General features: G+C 62.7%; 15 protein-coding genes and 2 pseudogenes. 5 read left to right on the top strand and 12 right to left on the bottom strand.

The features are described 5' to 3' along the window. The 6 genes from ACFY68_RS10280 to ACFY68_RS10255 all read right to left on the bottom strand — a co-directional run bounded on the left by ACFY68_RS10280 (position 1) and on the right by ACFY68_RS10255 (position 6,591). Positions 1-951, bottom strand: coding sequence for an ABC transporter permease (locus ACFY68_RS10280; RefSeq protein WP_387526418.1), 951 nt, complete (start codon positions 949-951; stop codon positions 1-3). Next, positions 948-2,567, bottom strand: a complete 1,620-nt coding sequence (locus ACFY68_RS10275) for an ABC transporter substrate-binding protein (protein WP_387526415.1) — start codon at positions 2,565-2,567, stop codon at positions 948-950. The genes ACFY68_RS10280 and ACFY68_RS10275 overlap by 4 nt, the downstream gene beginning before the upstream one ends. Positions 2,568-2,644: 77 nt before the next feature. After that, positions 2,645-3,439: a class II aldolase/adducin family protein gene (locus ACFY68_RS10270; protein ID WP_387526412.1), complete on the bottom strand. Its 795-nt coding sequence runs from the start codon at positions 3,437-3,439 to the stop codon at positions 2,645-2,647. A 17-nt stretch (positions 3,440-3,456) separates the two neighbouring features. Continuing rightward, positions 3,457-4,401, bottom strand: coding sequence for a D-isomer specific 2-hydroxyacid dehydrogenase family protein (locus ACFY68_RS10265; protein WP_387526409.1), 945 nt, complete (start codon positions 4,399-4,401; stop codon positions 3,457-3,459). Beyond that, the gene (locus ACFY68_RS10260; protein WP_387526407.1) at positions 4,398-5,531 is read right to left on the bottom strand and encodes an acyl-CoA dehydrogenase family protein; all 1,134 of its coding nucleotides are present in this window, start codon (positions 5,529-5,531) and stop codon (positions 4,398-4,400) included. Before ACFY68_RS10260 ends, ACFY68_RS10265 begins: the two co-directional genes overlap by 4 nt. Before the next feature lie 169 nt (positions 5,532-5,700). Then, positions 5,701-6,591, bottom strand: coding sequence for a LysR family transcriptional regulator (locus ACFY68_RS10255; protein ID WP_387526404.1), 891 nt, complete (start codon positions 6,589-6,591; stop codon positions 5,701-5,703). A 198-nt stretch (positions 6,592-6,789) separates the two neighbouring features. Here ACFY68_RS10255 and ACFY68_RS10250 point away from each other — a divergent pair, with 198 nt between their 5' ends. After that, positions 6,790-7,755, top strand: coding sequence for an ABC transporter substrate-binding protein (locus ACFY68_RS10250; RefSeq protein ID WP_387526401.1), 966 nt, complete (start codon positions 6,790-6,792; stop codon positions 7,753-7,755). 16 nt (positions 7,756-7,771) lie between these two features. Then, complete coding sequence (locus tag ACFY68_RS10245; protein WP_346612443.1) at positions 7,772-8,728, top strand: aliphatic sulfonate ABC transporter substrate-binding protein; 957 nt, start codon at positions 7,772-7,774, stop codon at positions 8,726-8,728. Between the two features lie 127 nt (positions 8,729-8,855). On the opposite strand, the gene ACFY68_RS10240 is transcribed toward ACFY68_RS10245, so the two are convergent. From ACFY68_RS10240 to ACFY68_RS10230, 3 genes are all read right to left on the bottom strand, one after another. Then, positions 8,856-10,463 (bottom strand): MFS transporter, encoded by a 1,608-nt coding sequence (locus tag ACFY68_RS10240; RefSeq protein WP_387526398.1) that lies wholly within the window; start codon positions 10,461-10,463, stop codon positions 8,856-8,858. Between the two features lie 247 nt (positions 10,464-10,710). After that, positions 10,711-11,433: a pirin family protein gene (locus ACFY68_RS10235; protein ID WP_387526395.1), complete on the bottom strand. Its 723-nt coding sequence runs from the start codon at positions 11,431-11,433 to the stop codon at positions 10,711-10,713. 164 nt (positions 11,434-11,597) lie between these two features. Further along, positions 11,598-11,822, bottom strand: coding sequence for a hypothetical protein (locus tag ACFY68_RS10230; protein ID WP_346612445.1), 225 nt, complete (start codon positions 11,820-11,822; stop codon positions 11,598-11,600). Between the two features lie 283 nt (positions 11,823-12,105). On the opposite strand from ACFY68_RS10230, the gene ACFY68_RS10225 reads away from it, so the two are divergent. Further along, a complete protein-coding gene (locus tag ACFY68_RS10225; protein ID WP_387526392.1) occupies positions 12,106-13,581 on the top strand; it encodes an MFS transporter in 1,476 nt (491 codons plus the stop codon). Positions 13,582-13,876: 295 nt separating this feature from the next. On the opposite strand, the gene ACFY68_RS10220 is transcribed toward ACFY68_RS10225, so the two are convergent. Both ACFY68_RS10220 and ACFY68_RS10215 read right to left on the bottom strand, forming a co-directional pair. Next, positions 13,877-14,701: a hypothetical protein gene (locus ACFY68_RS10220; RefSeq protein WP_387526389.1), complete on the bottom strand. Its 825-nt coding sequence runs from the start codon at positions 14,699-14,701 to the stop codon at positions 13,877-13,879. 543 nt (positions 14,702-15,244) lie between these two features. Beyond that, positions 15,245-15,688 carry a MarR family winged helix-turn-helix transcriptional regulator gene (locus ACFY68_RS10215; protein ID WP_387526386.1) on the bottom strand — a complete coding sequence of 148 codons (444 nt, stop codon included), beginning with the start codon at positions 15,686-15,688 and terminating at the stop codon, positions 15,245-15,247. A gap of 80 nt (positions 15,689-15,768) precedes the next feature. On the opposite strand from ACFY68_RS10215, the gene ACFY68_RS10210 reads away from it, so the two are divergent. Then, the gene (locus tag ACFY68_RS10210; protein ID WP_387526383.1) at positions 15,769-16,935 is read left to right on the top strand and encodes a PLP-dependent aminotransferase family protein; all 1,167 of its coding nucleotides are present in this window, start codon (positions 15,769-15,771) and stop codon (positions 16,933-16,935) included. Between the two features lie 174 nt (positions 16,936-17,109). Here ACFY68_RS10210 and ACFY68_RS10205 read toward each other — a convergent pair. Beyond that, a pseudogene (locus ACFY68_RS10205) lies at positions 17,110-17,682 on the bottom strand (DUF1214 domain-containing protein); the annotation flags it as partial. Between ACFY68_RS10205 and ACFY68_RS10200 the strand changes: the two are divergent. After that, positions 17,673-18,426 (top strand): annotated as a pseudogene (locus ACFY68_RS10200) (transporter); the annotation flags it as partial. The pseudogenes ACFY68_RS10205 and ACFY68_RS10200 overlap by 10 nt on opposite strands. Positions 18,427-18,799: the final 373 nt, after the last annotated feature.

Raw genomic sequence — 18,799 nt, 5'->3', positions numbered from 1 at the left:
TCAGCTCACCTTGGCCGTGTGGGTGATGCGCGGGTCGAGGTAGGGGTAGAGCAGGTCGACGATCAGGTTGACCACCACGAAGGCGGCGGCTGATACCGCAACGATCGCCAGCACCACCGGGATGTCCTGGCGCAGCACGGCTTCCTGGGCCAGGCGGCCAACGCCGTTACGCGAGAAGATGGTCTCCACCAGCACCGCGCCGGACACCGTGTTGCCGACCTGCAGGCCGACCAGGGTGAGCAGCGGCAAGGCCGCGTTGCGCAAGCCATGGCGCGCCTGCACCTGGGCCCGGCTCAGGCCTTTGGCGAAGGCGGTGGTGATGTAGGGCTCCTGCCACACGCCTTGAAAGCCGCGCTGCAGCACTTGGGCGTAAACCGCAGCGCTGGGGATCGCCAGGGTGATCGCCGGCAGCACAAGGCTGGCCAGGCCTTGGCTGCCGGTGGCCGGGAGCCAGCCAAGGGCGAAGGCGAACACCTGGATCAACAGCAGGCCCATCCAGAACACCGGCACTGAAAAGCCCAGCGACGGCAGGCGCGCCAGTGCGGTCTTCAGCGGGCGCCATTGCAGGTAGGCGGTCAGGTAGGCCAGGCCGACCCCGGCCAGCAACGACAGCACAATGGCAGTACCTGCCAGCGCCAGGGTTTGCGGCAGCCGCTCGGCCAGCAGCGCCGTCACTGGCCTGCCGAGAGACAACGACTGCCCAAGGTCACCGTGCAGGGCGCGCCACAGCAGGTCGAAGTACTGCTCGAACAGCCCTTTGTCCAGCCCATAGTAGGTGCGGGCCTTGGCCAGGTCCTCGGGAGACAGGCCGTCGGCCTCCATGCCAGAGGCGCTGAGCATGATCGCCAGGGTATCGCCGGGGAGCATGTAAAGGATGAAATAGGTCACGGTGTAGGCGCCCCACAACACCAACAGCGCTTGGCCGATGCGGCCGGTCAGGTAGCGCTTCATGGCTGGCCGACCTGGATGTCGCTGAACAGCGCGAAGCCTTCGGCGGTCCAGCGGAAGTCCTTGACCCGCGGCGCGGTGGCGGCCTGCCAGACGCGCTCATACAGCGGGAATGCCGAGGCCTCGTCGGTCAGCAGGTCCTGCAACTGGCCGTAAGCCTGGGCACGCTGCGGGTCGGCGGTGGCGGTGATGCCGCTGTCGAACAGCGCCTGGGCCTTGGCCAGGGTCTGTGGCTCGTAGGTGTTGGTAGCGACCGTGGCGCTGTTGGCCGCGCGTGGATCGAGGATGGTCTGCAGGATGATCGGGTCGGCGCGCGTCATGTAAGTGGACGTCAGGTCGTAGTTGCCAGCCGCGTTGCCGGCCACCCATTCGGCGCGGGTCAGCACATTCAGCTTGAGGTCGATGCCGACCTTGCGCAACTGGTCCTGCACCAGCACGTCACCGGCGCTTTCGGCGGGGGTGAGGTTGTAGCGCAGGGTCAGGCGTTGGCCGTTCTTGTGCCGGTAGCCATCCTCGCCCTTGTGCCAGCCGGCGGCGTCGAGCAGCTGCTCGGCGCCTTTGGGGTCATAGGCTAGCTTGTCGGCCTGGGGCTTGAAGTACGGCGTGGTCACGTCGTACACGCCGCTGACTACCGGGAACTCGGCGTTGTAGACGGTGTGTGCGTAGCTGGTGCGGTCGATGGCCTTCTGCAGCGCCAGGCGCACCTGGCGGTCACCCAGCAGCCGCTGGTTGCGGGTGTTGGGGTAGAGGTTCAGCGCCGGGCCTGGCAGCGAGCGGCTCTGGATGGTCGCGCCCTTGGACTGGAACAGCTTCAGGTCAACCTCCGAGAACGGGTTGCGCGGCCACAGGATGTCGGCCTTGCCCTGCAGGAACAGGCCGTTGCGCACGCTCTCCTCGGGGATGTAGCTGATGTCCACGGCATCCACATGGGCCGGGCCCTGGTTGCGCATGTTGGCTGACGGCCAGGCATAGTCGGCGCGCTTGACCAGGCGCGCGCCGACCTCGGGGGTGTAGTGCTCGAGGGTGAACGGGCCGGTGCCGATGATCTTGCCCAGCGAGCGCTCTTGTGCGCTCAGCTGGTATGAGGCGGGCGCGAGAATCGCCAGGTTGGTGGTGGAGGTGGCCTGCAGAAAGCCTGCGTTGGGCCGCGACAGCACCAGCCGCACGGTGAAGTCGTCGAGCACCTCGGCGTGGTCGTAGCCGGCCAGGTAGGTGGCGCCAAAGGTTGCGGGCAGTTGGGTAGCGAAGGCTTTGTTGCTGTCGAAGGCGCTTTTCACGGCATGGGCGTCAAAACGCTCGCCATTGCTGAAGGTGACGTCCTGGCGCAGGTGGAAGGTGTAGCTCAAGGCGTCGTCACTGACTTCCCAGCTTTTTGCCAACCACGGGATGATGCGGCCGTTGTCCGGGTCCTGGTCGGTGAGCGACTCGGCCACGTTGCGCAGCAGTACCCGGTGTTCCAGCCAGTAGACCTGGAAGGGGTCGACGCTGACCAGGGTGGTGTTATCGCCCCAGAACGCGACGCTGAGGGTTTTGCCGGCGGAGCTGCCATCGTCCGGAGAGCAGGCGGTAAGGGCCAGGGCGAGGGCGCCGATGGCGAACAGGCGGTGCAGTGGGGGCATGGGGTGGTCCTTGATCGGAATGGTTTTGCCTGTACTGGCCTCTTCGCCGGCAAGCACAGGCGACAGCTGTGTTTGCATCAGTCCTGGTAACCGCGGCCCTCACGGTCCAGCTGCCGTATCAATGCATCCCAATGCCGCTGGATGCCTTCCCCCTTGCCATCGGAAAACCGCTTCGACTGCTCGTGCACCTTGGCAATTGCCGCCTGCGGTGCATGCAGCAGCTGGTCATTGCCCCCGGCCTGGGCCGCCACCTGGATGTTGCACGCCCGCTCCAGCCCATGCAGTTCGCGGAACGCGTGTTCCACGCTGATGCCCCCGGTGAGCAGCCCGTGGTTACGCAGGATGAGGATGTTGCTGTCGCCCAGGTTGTTCACCAGGCGCTGCTGCTCGTCCAGGTCCAGGGCCACGCCCTCGTAATCGTGGTAAACCACCCGGCTGTAGTAGGCCAGGGCGTGTTGGGAGATCGGGAGCAGGCCATCGCGCTGGGCCGATACCGCCGCACCGTCGCGGGTGTGGGTATGCAGCACGGCCTTGAGGTCGGGGCGGGCGCGGTGGATGGCGCTGTGGATCACGTAACCGGCCTGGTTGATGCCCAGCCCCAGCGGGTCGTCGATGATCGTGCCGTCGACGTCGACCTTGACCAGGTTGGAGGCGCTGATCTCGTCGAACAGCAGGCCGAAGGCGTTGATCAGAAAGTGCTCCTCGGGGCCCGGTACGCGGGCCGAGAAGTGCGTGTAGATGTGGTCGGTCCAGCGGAACAGGGCGGCCAGGCGGTAGGCTGCGGCCAGCTTGACCCGCACCTCCCACTCTTCGGCGCTGACACGGTCGCGCACGCTAGGGGCGCTGGTGGTGACGGCAGACAGTGAACTCATGGTGTGCTCTCCGGTAATCAGTAGCCGCGTGCGGTGTCGACCAGGTTGGCCAGGGGCGCCTGCTCGCGGTAGCGGTGGAAGTTGGCGATGAAGGCTTCGAGGAAGGCCGGGTAGCCGTCTTCGGAAATGGCCGAGGTGTGCGGTGACAGAAACACCCGCGGGTGGTGATACAGCGGGTGGCCGGCGGGCAGCGGCTCGGGGTCGGTGACATCCAGGCTGGCGCGGCCGATCAGGCCGCTGTTAAGCGCCTCCAGCAACGCCTGCTGGTCGAGCAGCCCGCCACGGGCAATATTGATCAAGTGCAGGCCCGGTCGGGCATGGGCCAGCACCTCGCGGCCGACCAGGCCGCGGGTCGCAGCGGTGAGCGGGGCGGCCAGTACCAGGTGATCGCTGCCGGCGAACAGCTGTTGCAGGTCGGCGGCGCGCACCACCCCAGGCACATCGGCGATGGCCTGGCCGGGGCGGCTCAGGGCGAGCACGCGCATGCCCAGCGCCACGGCCTTGCGCGCCAGGCTCTGGCCGATGCTGCCAAAGCCGAGAATGCCCAGGGTGCGGCCGCGCAGCGGTGCCAAGGGGGTCAGGCGCCAGTCGGCATCCTTGACCCACAATCCCGGCAGTTGCTTTGCAGCGGCGAACACCAAGGCCAGGGCGAACTCGGCCACGTGCTCGGCGTTGGCGCCCTTGCCGCTGGTGACCTGCGCGCCCTGGAATACCCAAGGGGGGTAGAAGTCGATGCCCGAGGACACCAGCTGCACCCATTTCAGGCCCCACGGCCAGCCCGGCGGCGGGCTGTCGACGCGCTGCCCGCGGACATTGATCGGGCGCAGGATGAACACATCGGCAGGGGCCTGCAGGGCCAGCTGGCCGGGGGCAACGTCGATGACGTGATGGTCCGGCAGGTGATCACGCAGGTGCTGGTTGGCCTGGGCGTCGAGCTGGCTGGCAATGATCGAATGGCTCATCCCCGAGCCTCCAGCAGCGCGGCGCGGCCGACCTGGCCGAACACCACGTCGTCCTGTGGCGTGTGGATGCGGCTGCAGAGCACGTCACGGTAGTGCCGCTCCAGCGGGTTGCGCCGCGACAGCCCGGGGTTGCCGGCCGCTTCGACGGCCAGTTCCACGGCCTGGATGGCGTTGGCGCTGACCAGGTGCTTGAGCTGCCCGGCATGCTGCGGCGCGACCTGCCCGCAGGCTGCGGCATCGAGCAGGCTCTGGTTGGCGAACAGCAGGGTGTCGATGCGCCCCAGCACCTCCTGAAAGCGCGGCAGGCTGGCCAATGGCGCGCCCAGGTTGGAGGGTGCACGGTGCTTTAGAAAGCCCGCCAGCCAGTCGCGGGCAGCGCGGGCCACGCCGTCGTACACGGCCGGTAGCAGCACGGCCATCCACAACAGGCTCTCGCCATCGAGTTCGGCCTTTGGCGCGCTGGCAGGGCTGACGCTGACAGCGTGATCGAGGGGGATCAGCACCTCGTCGAAACGCACTTCATGGCTGCAGGTGGCACGCATGCCCAGGTGGTCCCAATCGTCGACGATGGTGATGCCGGGCGTGTCGCGGTGCACCAGGAAGCCACCGACCAATGGGTCGGCGTCGTCGCTGCGGCCCCACACCAGGTACCAGCTCAAGCCATGGCTGCCGGTGGAATAGATTTTGCGCCCGCTCAGGCGCCAGCCTTCGGCCGTGCGCCGCGCCACGGTGGCAGGCAGGCCGCCGCGGGCAGGGGTGCCGAGTGCCGGCTCGACGCGCAGGGCGTTGATCAGCGCGCCGTGTTGTACGGCATCGCGAGCCACGCGTTGGCGCAGGTGTTCGGGCCAACGGGCTTCGTCCTGCAGGCGAAAGTGCTGCAGGTACTGCATGACTAGAATCAGCGCGGTGGCCGGGTCGCCCTTGCCCACCGAGCCAATGACCCGGCGCGCACTGGCAAGGTCTGCGCCAGCACCACCGAGGGCGCGGGGCACGGTGAAGGCGAGCAGGCCGTGGCGGTGCAGCAGGTCGAAGTTGTCCTGCGGGAAGCAGGCGCTGCGGTCATAGCGCTCGGCATTGGCCGCAAGGGCCTGTGTAAGCTCGGCAAGGGCGCTGTCGGAGGGGTGACTCATGGGGTTTCATCCCTGAATGACGGTGTGTTGGCTAAGACCGTATTCGTATGGATGAAGCCTGTAAAAGTCTTTTTGGTTCTATGCTAATTATTTATTTAAAGCATCTAGTTGCTATCTTGTTATGCGCAAATTGCATTTAGTGCTTGGGGCGCATGGCGCCCCGTCAGGGTTAACCCAGCAACCGATGCCCGGCTACTTCGCCAAACAGTTCCACAGGCTCCTGCAGGTTGCCCAGGAACCGCGGATGGAACAACCACAGGTCCACCTGCGGCTTGAAGTCAGTGACGTTGAGCACATCCAGCGCCTCGCGATGCCGGCTTGCCTGCAGCAGCGGCTCGGGTACCAGCCCCAGCCCCTGGCCATTGGCGACCAGCCCAAGTTGCAACTCCGTGCCGAAGGTTTCCAGGTTGATCGACAGGCTCAGCCCTTGTTCGCTCAGGGCCCGCTGCAGCCCGGCGCGGAAACCGCAGCCATCGGGGTTGAGCACCCAGCCACGGGTGTAGCAATCTTTGAGCTTGTAGCTGCGCTTGGCGGCGCTGCCCTTGGCCGCCACCACCTTCAGCGGCATGCGCGCGATCGATTGGCTAGCGATGCCTTCGGGGAAGATCTTGCCCGGCGGGAACAGCGCGGCGGCGGCGTCGAGCTCGGCGTTTTCCATGCGCGCGATCAGGCTGCTGCCCCAACCGCTACTCACCTGGGTGCGCAATTGCGGGTAGGCCTCGCGAATCTGCGCCAGGGCATCGAGCAGCACCACGTCGCCCAGGGTTTGCGGCACGCCCAGGCGCAGGGTGCCCGACGGCGCGCCATCGTTGGCCACCAGTTCGCGCAGCGCGTCGATCTCGCGCAAGATCGCCTTGCACTGGTCGTACACCCGCAGGCCCATGGGGGTGGGTTTGAGGGGCTTGGTGTTGCGATCGAGCAGGGTGGCGCCGAGGTCTTCCTCGAAGTTCTGCACCCGGCGGGTGATGGCCGGCTGGGTCAGCTGCAGGGCTTCGGCGGCGAGGTTGGTGGACTGGCAACGGATGACCGCGACGAAGGCGTCCATATCATCGATTTTCATAATCGGCGCTCACAAGGTGGCACGGGAAAAATAAGGCATTAGCATAATCGCAATGGCGAGTAATGCCATCTGCAGGGTCTGGAGAGATTAAAACGCATATTAGGTTATTCCTAAAATCAATTTAATTTATTTGATGGTTCTCGCTAGAGTCACAGACCGGGCCGCATGACGCGGCCTGCCCAGACATCGAGGAGCGCCATGTCCATCCGCACGAAGCTGTTCACCCTTGCCGCGGCACTGTTGCTGGTTGGCCAGGCCAGCGCCACGGAGCGCCTGACCCTGCGCATCGGCGACCAGAAGGGCAATATGCGCGCACAGCTGGAAGCCGCCGATGCCTTGCGCGACTTGCCCTATGACATCCACTGGGCCGAGTTCCCCGCCGCCGCACCGTTAGCCGAGGCGCTCAATGCCGGGGCGATCGATGCCGGCATCATCGGCGATGCGCCGCTGTTGTTCGTGCTGGCCTCGGGGGCACCGGTCAAGGCCATCGCCGTGGACAAGTCCGACCCTTATGGCACGGCGCTGCTGGTGCGCCCCGATGCACCGCTGCACAGCGCGGCCGACCTCAAGGGCAAGCGCATCGCCACCGGTCGCGGGTCGATCGGCCATCATCTGGCGCTCAAGGCGCTGGCCCAGGCCGGGCTGAGCGAGAAGGACGTGGAATTGCGTTTTCTCGGGCCGGTGGACGCCAAGATCGCCCTGGCCAACGGTGCGGTCGATGCGTGGTCGACCTGGGAGCCCTACACCGCGTTGGCCGAGTTGAGCGGGCAGGGCCGGGTGCTGGTCAACGGCCGTGGCCTGTCCAGCGGCAACAGCTTCCTCGCTGCCACCGACAAGGCCCTGGACCAACCCGCCCGGCGCGCAGCGCTGCAGGACTACCTCAACCGGCTGGCTGGCGCGCAGGTCTGGGCCAACCAGCATGTGGACAGCTATTCGAAAACCTTGGCGGCGATCATCGGCTTCCCCGAAGACGCCGCCCGCCTGCAGTTCGAGCGTCGCCAACTGCGCTGGCAGCTGATCGACCCGCAGACCGTGGCCGAACAGCAGGACACCGCCGACTTCTACCATGCCCATGGCTTGATGGCCCAACGCCTCGACGTGGCACCGACCTTCGCCAGCGGTTTCACCCTTCCCGGTGCCGCCAAGCTGGCCGCGCAACCCTGACAGCGGAGATTTTCACATGCCAATCAAACCCCTGCGCCGGCTCGGCCTTGCGCTGCTGGCCAGTGCCTTGCTGCCGAGCCTGGCCAATGCCGAGCAGACCCTGCGCATCGGCTACCAGAAGTCCTCGACCCTGCTGACCCTGCTCAAGGCCCGAGGCAGCCTCGAACAACGCCTGCAGGCCGAGGGCATTCGCGTCAGCTGGCACGAGTTTCCCAGCGGCCTGCCGCTGCTGGAGGCACTGAACCTGGGTAATGTCGACCTGTCGGCGGACGTTGCCGATACCGTGCCGGTGTTCACCCAGGCCGCCGGCGCCAAACTCACCTACTTTGCCCGGGAAACCCCGTCACCCACGGCCCAGGCGATCCTGGTGCCGTCGGACTCGCCACTCAAGACCCTGGCCGACCTCAAGGGCAAGCGCGTGGCGGTGACCAAAGCCGCCGGCAGCCACTACTTGCTGATCCAGGCCTTGGCCAAGGCCGGGCTGACCTTCAAGGACATCACCCCGGCCTACCTCATCCCCGCCGACGGCCGAGCTGCCTTCGAAAACCACAAGGTCGATGCCTGGGTAACCTGGGACCCTTACGTGGCCAGTGCTCAGCGCCAGCAGAACGCGCGGATTCTGGCCGATGGCAGCGAGCTGGCCAGCTACCAGCGTTACTACCTGGCTGGCAGCGACTACGCCAAGGCCCACCCCGAAGTGCTGCAGCAGGTGTACCTGGCCCTGCGCGAGGCCGGTGCCTGGACCAAGGCCAACCCTGCGCAGGCCGCGCGTATCCTTGGGCCGCTGTGGGGCAACCTGGACAGCGCCACGGTGCAGCAGGCCAACGCCCGGCGCAGTTATGACGTGCAGCCGGTGAAGCTGGAAAACCTGGCTGAACAGCAGCGCATCGCCGATGCCTTTTACCGCGAGGGTCTGCTGCCCAAGGCGGTGGATGCGAGCTCCGTGAGCCTTTTCGAGCCGGTACAGAACTAGTCATCGCAACGTCCAACATCAGCAATGAGGCATAGGCAGGCTCAGTGCTGATGCTGGGCTTACAACGGCATTGCGGGTGGTTACTCCGAGCTTCCCTACCGACATGGCGGCTGGAAGCTGCCGTGGTTCAATGGCCGCCAGACCGGTGAGGCTTATGTGTTTCAGCCAGCAGATGACGGATTTTCACGGGTACGCCTTCGGTCTGGAATGTGCGCACTCGAGCTTCGATTTTCAGCTCGCCACGGGTAACCCGATGGTGATGGCGCAAGTGTTCAAGCCAGGACTCTTCAAAGAAAAACTCCTGCCACAACGTCGGCTCCGAGCTGTCCTGCATCAACCCCCAGGACAACGCACCGTTTCGCTTGCGCATGGCTTCCAGATCTCGAGCAGCCTGGGTGAAAGCCTCTGCTTGAGCAGGATCGATGTGGTACTCGACTGTGACCATCACAGGCCCGCGCTCCTGATCCAGCTCATCGCTGATCAATGGCGTTGGCCAGTGCAGCGAAGGCGCGAGCTCGTCGGCTTCCGTCTCAGGCAGCGCCACTTTGCAGGTAACGAGGGTCGCCAGCGCAAGACCGCCAGCAGCCAGCAGCAGGCTCAAAGTGATCGAGGCATGGCTGGCTACGGTTCCCCACAGAAGGCCACCACCTGCCATTGAACCGAAGAAGACCAGGATGTACACCGACAGTGCCCGGGCTCGTACCCACGCTGGCACAGAGGTTTGAGCGGCAACCTGCATATTGGAGAGCACCGCGATCCAAGCGGCTCCACTAATCAGCATCGCTGGCATCAGCACATAGAAATTGCGAACCGACGCGAGCACGAGCAGGAATACGGCGTACAACAAGCTCGCAATCATTACCAAGCGGTCTCGGCTAACCCGCTCACGCAGTTTAGGTAAAAGCGTTGCACCCCCTACGGCGCCGATGCCAATGGCAGCGAGCAGCAAACCGAAATCGGCCGCGGTGCCATGCATCTCGCCACGCACGATCAGTGGCAGCAATGAAGTGCCAGCGCTAGCAAACAGGAAGAAGGCCAGCGCACGAATCAATACAGCTTGAAGCGGTTTGGAGCTTCGAGCGAAGCGCATCCCAGTACGCATTGCACCGATGAAGCGCTCCGCAGGCAGCAGCGGCTCTTTGACCTCGCGCTTCCACATGAACAGCACCAGGATCACACCCGCAAACGAAACTGCGTTGAGTGCGAATGTCAGCCACGGGCCTACCAGGCTCACGACTACACCTGCCAAGGCAGGGCCGATCGCGCGCGAGACGTTTATGCCGACACTCGAGATCGCCACCGCATTCGACAGGTCTTCCTTCCCAACAAGCTCAGGTGTAAGGGCGCTCCACGCCGGCATCATCAACGCGGTACCAATGCCCAACGCCAAAGTGAGTACCAGAAGCAACGGAACGTTCATCAGCCCTAGCAGCGTGAGGCTTGCCAATGTCACTGCGACCGCCGACATCCAGAGTTGCACGAATAGCAGGTAACGTCGTTTATCGACAATGTCAGCAGCGGCTCCAGCCGGAAGGGCCAGGAAGAACATGGGGAGCGAGCCTGCCACTTGAATCAATGCAACGTGGAGCGGGCTGGCGGAGAGGGTGGTCATCAACCATCCTGCGCCGACCTCGTGCATCCAAGTGCCGATGTTGGAAGCGATCGTGGCGATCCACAACATGCGGAAAGTGGTATTGCGCAAGGGGCTCCAAGCGCCAGATGTTGATGTGCTCATTCCATTGCTGCCTTTGAAAAATTAGGTTCGACCCAGGCCGGTATCCGGGCGCGTCATAGCCAAGCCATGCACGCCTAAGCAGCGAGCACGACTCATCCAGCTAGCATCGGGCCGGCCAGAAGCAGTTTTTGGGGGGGAGGGGGCTTGAGGGCGTGGGTGCCAAATCCTGGCATTCCTGGCGCCATCAATCGACACGCTGTCTTACCGCTCTGCGAGGAGCGGCAAGGCAGTCCTCCAATTCCATGGGTCAAGGCATGCTCGGCAGCTCGTTAGGCCGCAGATCAAACACCAGCACTTCTGCATCACGGCCGTTGGAAAGCTCGATCACCTGCTCTTTCCTCATCCGCACACCGTCACCTTCGCGCAGCAGTTGGCCATTGAGCTCGATGCGCCCACGCGCTACGTGTACATACGCATAGCGGTTGTCAGCCAGCGTCAGAGTCGCGTGCTCATCGCCGTCGAAGAGGCCCGCATAAACACGCGCGTCCTGGCGAACCTGAAGCGAACCCTGCTGGCCCTCTGGCGAAATGATCAGCCGCAGCTTGCCGCGCTTTTCATCGTCACTGAAATGCTGCTGCTGATAACGGGGAGTTGCACCACGTACATTGGGCACAATCCAGATTTGCAGGAAGTGAACCGGCTGCGATTTGCTGTGGTTGAACTCACTGTGAGCGACCCCGCTGCCTGCGCTCATCAATTGCACATCACCTGGTTTGATTACCGACCCGGTGCCCAGGGTGTCTTTGTGCTCCAAGGCGCCCTCGAGGACATAGGAGAATATCTCCATGTCACGGTGAGGATGCTGGCCGAAACCTTTGCCTGCTATCACCCGGTCATCATTGATGACCAGAAGGTCAGAAAAGCCTTGCTCGTCAGGATCCCAGTAATTGGCGAATGAGAAGGTATGAGATGACTTCAACCAGCCATGGTTGGCGCGGCCACGTTCTTCAGCGTTACGGACAGTGATCATGATTCGTCTCCTTGAGGCTTCGGCGCCTCTATGTGATGAACCCACTTTACTGTCAGGGGATGAAGACAAAAATACGTGGCCAATTGAATTACTGTCACGGAAATCGGGACAATCCGCTCAGATGCCCATTTACCGAATTGGACATCTGAGCGTGGCCCCGGCGTTCAGCGTCGGGCTTTCTCGTCTGCCTCAGCCAGGCGCCGCTCGATCTGACGGGTCTGCTGCTCCTGTTCTTTGATCGAGGTTGGCGTGATGACCTTGTCCACTGCCTCGGTAGCAGGGTCGGGGCGTTCGAGCACCGGGTCTGGCTCCCGCTCACCTTGTTGGGCCTGTTCAGAAGAAAGCGGCTTGGGGACTTTGTCGCCGGTCTTGCCGTCGTTATGCTTCATGGGCGTCTCCTCGCGTTGGTAGGTGTGTGCAGAGGAGCCCGGTGGCGGGCAGAAAGTTCGATCCGCTTGCATCAGCGCGACCAGCAGCGCCTGCACTGCCAGCGGGTGATCAAGGCGAGCGTTGGCCACAGCCGCGTACATGCCTGCGTCATAGGTCCATCCTTGTAGTGCACAGGTTATCGGGGAGACTGACCTGCCGAGGCGGTGGACAATGTGAATCTTGAACTCCGCGCGCCTTACAGGGCTCCATCGGCTAAGCGAACCCGTCAGCGAAGGTGTTGCCATGACGACCCGAGCCTTGCAGCAGCCCAGCGGTGCCCCGGCACATCAGCGCCTGTACAGCACCGATATACCCGCCCGGCTGGACCGCTTGCCCTGGACCCGCTTTCATACCTTGCTGGTGTTGGCTCTGGGTATCACCTGGCTGCTCGACGGCCTGGAAGTGACCCTGGCCGGCTCGGTGTCCGGCGCATTGAAGGACAGCCCGGCATTGGCCATGAGCAATACCGAGATCGGCCTGGCGGGCGCTACCTATATTGCGGGCGCAGTGCTGGGTGCGCTGTTCTTCGGCTGGTTGACTGACCGTCTGGGGCGGCGAAAGCTGTTTTTCATTACCCTGTTTCTGTACATCGGCGCCACCGCGGCGACGGCATTTTCCTGGGACCTGTGGAGCTTCCTGTTGTTCCGTTTTCTCACAGGGGCCGGCATCGGCGGCGAGTATACGGCGATCAACTCGACCATCCAGGAGTTCACCCCGGCGCGCTACCGCGGCTGGGTCGACTTGACCATCAACGGCACCTTCTGGATCGGCGCCGCCCTCGGCGCGGCCGGTGCCGTGGTGCTGCTCGACCCGGCGGTTGCAGGTGGCGACCTGGGTTGGCGGCTGTGCTTCGGTATCGGTGCGGCGCTGGGCCTGGTGATCATGCTGATGCGCCTGTGGGTGCCGGAAAGCCCACGCTGGCTGATGATCCACAACCAGCCTGAAGAGGCCGAGCGCATCGTCGCCAACATCGAACGCCATTACCAGGCGCGCGGCATTGCGATCCCCCCTTTGCAGGCTGCGCCCATGCGCCTGCGCGCACGTGACCACACGCCGCTGCGCGAGGTGTTCCACAGCCTGTTCGTCGAGCATCGGCGCCGCGCATTGGTCGGGCTGACCTTGCTGACCTCGCAGGCCTTCTTCTACAACGCCATCTTCTTCACCTATGCGCTTGTGCTGACTGACTTCTACGGGGTCGCGTCAGCGAAGGTGGGCTGGTACATCCTGCCGTTTGCGCTTGGCAACTTCTGCGGCCCGCTGTTGCTGGGCAGGCTGTTCGATGTGATCGGCCGGCGCATCATGATCAGCGCCACCTACCTGGTCTCCGGCGTGCTGCTGACCATCAGTGGCTACCTGTTCGAGCAAGCGCTGATCGACGTCACCCAGCAGACCGTGGCCTGGATGGTCATCTTCTTCTTCGCCTCGGCTGCAGCGAGTTCCGCCTACCTCACCGTCGCCGAGACATTCCCGCTGGAAATCCGGGCGCTGGCCATCGCCGTGTTCTACGCATTCGGCACCGGCCTGGGTGGGCTGATCGGGCCAACGTTGTTTGGCGCGCTGATCGAAAGTGGCGAACGTGTCAATGTACTGTACGGCTACCTGATCGGGGCTGCCTTGATGATCATTGCCGGCCTGACCCAGGCTGTTTGGGGCGTAGCGGCCGAGCGCCGTTCCCTGGAACATGTAGCCCGGCCGCTGTCGCAGATCGGCGAAACGTGAGCCGACTTCGGTCCAGCGGATGGCACGTCAGGCCGCTCAGGCCTTGCGCTATCGAACCGTGGCGGACATCTGAAGGCGGGGCCGCTTCGCGGCCCATCGCCGGCAAGCGCGGCTCCCACGGGCGCTGCGCATGCCCGGAGGCTGGTGATATATCTGTGGGAGCCGGCTTGCCGGCGATGAGGCCGGTACTGACTACAGGGTTGGCACGGTGTCCGCCATGGGTCGATAGCTGCCATTGGCCAATGGCAGCTGGATTATTGCATGAGCCGCTTAGCTAGGGCTGGCTTACCTGCGGTCAGCGAATACCGAGCTGGCAACTGACCGAGGCCACATTGAAAAGTATCTCGTATTGCCGGTATTCCTGTGCCGAGATATGTCGAGGCCTTGGGCCACGGTCTAGCGTTCGGTCATAGTCGAGCAGCACATTGCACGTCACCCATTCGCCAATCTGGGTTGTGGCGTTGGCCGCCGGCCTGCGCAACTTCGCCTGTTCGTCGGCATTCTCCATGAGCACCGGAATTCTGAATGGCTGGGGAACCAAGGCCACGTGCACGCCATCGCCATCGCCTGCAAACCCCAAACTGATAGTGTGATTGCCGTCGCGTTCAATCCGCGTTATCGCTGACAGTCGCGTGGCAAATTGCTGCGTCGTCCCCAGCTGGGCAAGGGTTTGCCGCTTCAGTTTTTCCCAGTATTCATTGTTCGGTTTGTGTGCGTCATAGGGGGGCGCAGCCCGGTCGTAGGGGTTGCCCGCCTGCTTTAGTTCCAACTGACGCTGATAATAGCGATCCCGGCAGCCGACATTGGCAGACTCATCCAGCGGGCGGCCGGACTTGGCACTGTAGAGCAGTGCGGACGCACAAGTGAAGTCATAGCGACCGTTGAAGTATAGGTACAACCCGCTACCGGCCGGGCTCTTTTTCGGCATCAAGTCCAGTTCACCACCACTCGCAGCAGCAGAACCGGGTACCGCGCCGGCAGGTATCAATGAGGCCAGCGAATTTGCCGTCTCATCAGAGAAGCGAATCCTGGTTTTGCCATCGGGCATGCGCTCAGCGGTCATACAGCCGGCCATGGTCAATGCGGCCATGATTGGCAAAAGGGGTTTGAGCTTGATCATCTAGCGTCCTTACTTTAAAACCGTCCACTCGACACCGTAGGGTGCCTAACACGGCATACTGCGTGAAAAACGGTCAGTCTTATAACAAGAATCGGATGCTTTACAAAGTACCTGTCGCTGACTGCCCTCAGCCGCTGAGGTGGACCGTGGAGCGACGGGCACAGCCAATTATCATCAACGGTTGCTACTGTCAGTGACTGACGAATTGTAAATACCAAGCGCAGCGGTGTGGCGGAATGCACCGGCACCTTCCGATCCACTGCGGACACCGCCCCAACGCTGTGTAGTCAGTACCGGCCTCATCGCCAGCAAGCCGGCTCCCACAGAGATATAACCAGGCGCCAGGCCTCCGCGGTGCCTGTGGGAGCCGGGCTTGCCGGCGATGGGCCGCGAAGCGGCCCCAGCCTTCGGATGTCCGCCATGGGCCGAAATCGGAGTGGTGACCGGCTGCTGTCGACCCGTTGCGGACAATCAAATCTGCTCAGCATACGCATGTTCCTAATGAAACCGCGTCTACAGAGGCCTTCTTCCGGGTATCCGGGTTCACGTTGAATTTTGTAGCTTCCCCAATGCCGCATTGACAGCCAGCCATCCCTCTACCGCCGGCGCTCCGGCCTCACCGAATGCCCGTTCAAGCAGCTTAACTTGTTCACGTCGCAGCATTTCCTCAAGTCGCGAGCCTTCTTTGGTCAACTGAAGCAAACGCATCCGTTTGTCGGTATGCGATGCCACGCTGTCCACTAAGCCCATCTCTGCCAATTGCCGGAGCGGTATGTTCAGCGCCTGCTTGGTCACGCCGAGCAGAGCCAGCAGCTGCTTGACGCTGAGGTGCGGGTGCCGGGCTATGAAAAAAACGATCCTCTGATGCACACGGCCCAAGCCCCTGCGCTCAAGCATCTCGTCGGCCTTGGTGGTGAACGCCTGATAGCCAAAGAAAAACGCCTCCATGGCCTGCTGCTGTGCTTCCTGGCTTTTTAGGTCAATCATGTTGACTTACTCTCGACGAACGCTCTACTTTAGGTAAAGGAGTTTGACCTATATTGTTCGCGCTTGACCAGAGGTGATCCATGGCATTTTCTGAACGTGTTTCGCGCCTTAAAAGCTCTTTGATTCGTGAAATTCTGGCCGCCGCGCAGCGCCCAGGGATGATGTCTTTTGCAGGGGGACTGCCGGCAGAGGAGATGCTGCCCTCTGTGGACTGGGCTGAAATGCCCACCAGCATGGGCCAGTACGGGATGAGCGAGGGTGAGCCGATGTTGCGTGAGGCGCTGGCCAGGGAAGCCCGTGCGTTGGGAATCAGGTGCGAGGCTAGCCAAGTGCTCATTCTCAGCGGCTCGCAGCAGGCTCTGGACCTGACATCAAAACTGTATATCGACAAAGGAACGCCGGTACTGCTGGAAGCCCCTACCTATCTGGCTGCATTGCAAAGCTTCCAGTTCTTCGGCGCGCACTGCCTTTCGCTGCCGATGGAGCGGGATGGCCCGGACCTGGAGTCGCTGCGCGAACTGCTGAGCCTGAACCGCCCCGCGTTCATCTATCTGATTCCAACGTTCCAGAACCCGTCGGGGCTGCGCTACAGCGACAGGAAAAGGGACGAAGTCGCGGCGCTTCTCGATGAGTTCAACGTCACATTGATCGAAGATGAGCCTTATCGAGAGCTGAGCTTCGACAGCGTCGCGGCCATGCCGGTTGTCAGCCGTCTGAACACCACCAGCTGGATTTATACCGGTACTGTGTCCAAGACCTTGCTGCCCGGCTTGCGGGTTGGGTACCTGATTGCCAGCCCCGACCTGTTCCCGCACTTGCTGCGGCTCAAGCAATCGGCGGACCTGCACACCAGTCGAGTTGGGCAATGGCAGGTCCTTCAATGGCTGGGGACAGAGCGGCTTGAGCGTCATCTTGAAGAGTTACGCAGCTATTACCGGGGTCGTCGAGACGCTTTCCAGGCCGCATTGGAGACGCACTTCGCCGACCTGGCCGAGTGGCAGATGCCAGAGGGAGGGTTGTTCTTCTGGTTGACGCTCAAGCACCCCATCGATACCCGGGCATTGCTCGAACCGGCACTGGCGGCCAATGTGGCGTTCATGCCCGGAGAGCCCTTCTTCCCAGAGCCTGACAAACATCCAGGGCACCTGAGGCTGAACTTCAGCCATGTTGCTCCCGACAAGCTGGATGAAGGTCTGAAGCGTTTGTCGGATGTCCTGCGTCGGGCTCAGAGCGAGCAGGCCGCCTGACTATCTCTAATGGGTCGAAATCTGCGATTCACGACAGGCCGCTTTCGACCCAAAGCTGCCGTTCATTAGTGTGCAGCGGACCAGACGGATTGCGGCTCACCAAGATAGTGAGAAGCTCTGTCACTGACTTATTCGCATTGCCCCGCTTGGTAACGGGGCAGCGCAAGTTCCACCCTATTGCTTGATCAAGTCACTGGGCTTCCAGCTCTGGTCGAAAAACGCCTGTTTCGGCCCGTACAGCCGCACGATCACCAGGAAGCCTTTGCCCGGTACGGTACGAATCCAGTTTTTCCCTGTACCGGGTGATTCAGCGCCGAAATAGATGTCGGTCGAGCCGTCGCTGTTCTGCGCGGGCTTGTCCATCTGGTTGAGCGACGGGAACGGCTGGCCGTTGTCCAGGCCCGAGGCTGTGAGGTTGTCATAGGCAGTCACCGACCAGAACAACGCCGCCGGCACATTTGCCGGCAGGTTGAGCTTGTAGGTGTGGGCACCGTCGAGGAACTTGCCGTCGGCATCGCGGGTAGTCGCCGGGTACTTGGCGCCGGCACCGACCATGTTCATTACCATGCCCGGGCTGTCCGAGTAGGCAGAGGTGAAGAACGCCACGCGCTGCTCAAGATTGGTGAACGTGCCGCTGGACTGGAACTCGGTGTTTTCCCCAGCGAAGGTGTTCACATACTGGCGATCCGTGTAGTACAGGCCTCCTGGCTCTTTCATCAAGAGATGACTGGTGACCACCTTGCGACACCTCGTTGCCGATCGATGGGCTGTCACTGAACGCCGACCTGTACATCCTGCGCTACGCGCGATCCTTCGGTATCGACGGGCGCAACTCTGCGATATAGGTAATCCAGCCCTATGCTGACGTGAGCGCGTCATTCGACAATGCGCGGTTTTTCGACGGCACCAAGCACAACGGCGGCATGGGTGATGTGCAGCTGGTTTTCGTGCACAACCTGTTCGGCGGGCCGGCGCTGACCCAGGAAGAATTCGCCACCTGGCAGCCCGAGACATTCCTGACCGGGGCCTTGTGGGTAACGGCGCCCACCGGCGATTACGACAAGAAGCGCATCATCAACATCGGCGCCAACCGCTGGGTGTTCAAACCGGAGCTGGCGTTTGGTACACCTATCGGGCCGACCTGGCTCGAGGTCAACACCTACGTGTCCCTGTATGGCGACAATGATGATTACCTGGGCGACAACAAGCTTGAGCAGAAGCCGCTGTATGCCGTCGAAGGCCACTACCGCTACAGCTTCAACCGTGCGCTTTGGGCTTCCCTCGATGCCACCTACAACAAAGGCGGAGAAACCAGGATCAACGGCGTCAACCAGGACAATCAGCAACAGAACACGTTGCTGGGTGCCAGCCTGGGCTTCATGTTATCGCCACAGTTCGGGGGGGCTGATTGCTTATTCCGATACTGTGTCCGAGCGCACAGGTTCGCCGGATGTGAACACCTGGACGTTGCGCTTGCAGTATGTGTGGTGAATGGCCGGCTGCAGTCAGTACCGGCCTCATCGCCGGCAAGCCGGCTCCCACAGGTAAGCCACAAGTCCAGAATGCTGTGGGGCAGATCTAACCAGTCTCCAGGCCTGCGCAGTACCCGTGGGAGCCGCGCTTGCCGGCGATGGGCCGCAAAGCGGCCCCGGCCTTCAGATGCCCGCCATCGGTCGAAATCGCTCTCTCATCAAACAAAGCTGCCACAACCGATAGCTGCCACATCCCGACCGAGCACCAGCCCCAGCACCTCTGGGCATCACGCCAGCCAATAAAGTTATGGCCCACATCTGAATCTTGTATTTCATCTGCACGCGCACAGCTGATTAGCATCGTCGATGTCTTCCTGTCGACGAGAACAACA

Origin of the sequence: Pseudomonas sp. NPDC012596 (genome assembly GCF_042902325.1) — a bacterium.
In the GTDB taxonomy this organism is placed as follows: Bacteria; Pseudomonadota; Gammaproteobacteria; order Pseudomonadales; family Pseudomonadaceae; genus Aquipseudomonas.
The sequence above is the reverse complement of the archived record's forward strand: the minus strand, read 5'-3'. Positions and strand labels throughout refer to the sequence as shown.

What these genes read in the sequence shown, in the direction of transcription:
- ACFY68_RS10280 (WP_387526418.1), bottom strand. Translation starts at nt 951, where the DNA reads ATGAAGCGCTACCTGACCGGCCGCATCGGCCAAGCGCTGTTGGTGTTG.
- ACFY68_RS10275 (WP_387526415.1), bottom strand. Translation starts at nt 2,567, where the DNA reads ATGCCCCCACTGCACCGCCTGTTCGCCATCGGCGCCCTCGCCCTGGCC.
- ACFY68_RS10270 (WP_387526412.1), bottom strand. Translation starts at nt 3,439, where the DNA reads ATGAGTTCACTGTCTGCCGTCACCACCAGCGCCCCTAGCGTGCGCGAC.
- ACFY68_RS10265 (WP_387526409.1), bottom strand. Translation starts at nt 4,401, where the DNA reads ATGAGCCATTCGATCATTGCCAGCCAGCTCGACGCCCAGGCCAACCAG.
- ACFY68_RS10260 (WP_387526407.1), bottom strand. Translation starts at nt 5,531, where the DNA reads ATGAGTCACCCCTCCGACAGCGCCCTTGCCGAGCTTACACAGGCCCTT.
- ACFY68_RS10255 (WP_387526404.1), bottom strand. Translation starts at nt 6,591, where the DNA reads ATGAAAATCGATGATATGGACGCCTTCGTCGCGGTCATCCGTTGCCAG.
- ACFY68_RS10250 (WP_387526401.1), top strand. Translation starts at nt 6,790, where the DNA reads ATGTCCATCCGCACGAAGCTGTTCACCCTTGCCGCGGCACTGTTGCTG.
- ACFY68_RS10245 (WP_346612443.1), top strand. Translation starts at nt 7,772, where the DNA reads ATGCCAATCAAACCCCTGCGCCGGCTCGGCCTTGCGCTGCTGGCCAGT.
- ACFY68_RS10240 (WP_387526398.1), bottom strand. Translation starts at nt 10,463, where the DNA reads ATGAGCACATCAACATCTGGCGCTTGGAGCCCCTTGCGCAATACCACT.
- ACFY68_RS10235 (WP_387526395.1), bottom strand. Translation starts at nt 11,433, where the DNA reads ATGATCACTGTCCGTAACGCTGAAGAACGTGGCCGCGCCAACCATGGC.
- ACFY68_RS10230 (WP_346612445.1), bottom strand. Translation starts at nt 11,822, where the DNA reads ATGAAGCATAACGACGGCAAGACCGGCGACAAAGTCCCCAAGCCGCTT.
- ACFY68_RS10225 (WP_387526392.1), top strand. Translation starts at nt 12,106, where the DNA reads ATGACGACCCGAGCCTTGCAGCAGCCCAGCGGTGCCCCGGCACATCAG.
- ACFY68_RS10220 (WP_387526389.1), bottom strand. Translation starts at nt 14,701, where the DNA reads ATGATCAAGCTCAAACCCCTTTTGCCAATCATGGCCGCATTGACCATG.
- ACFY68_RS10215 (WP_387526386.1), bottom strand. Translation starts at nt 15,688, where the DNA reads ATGATTGACCTAAAAAGCCAGGAAGCACAGCAGCAGGCCATGGAGGCG.
- ACFY68_RS10210 (WP_387526383.1), top strand. Translation starts at nt 15,769, where the DNA reads ATGGCATTTTCTGAACGTGTTTCGCGCCTTAAAAGCTCTTTGATTCGT.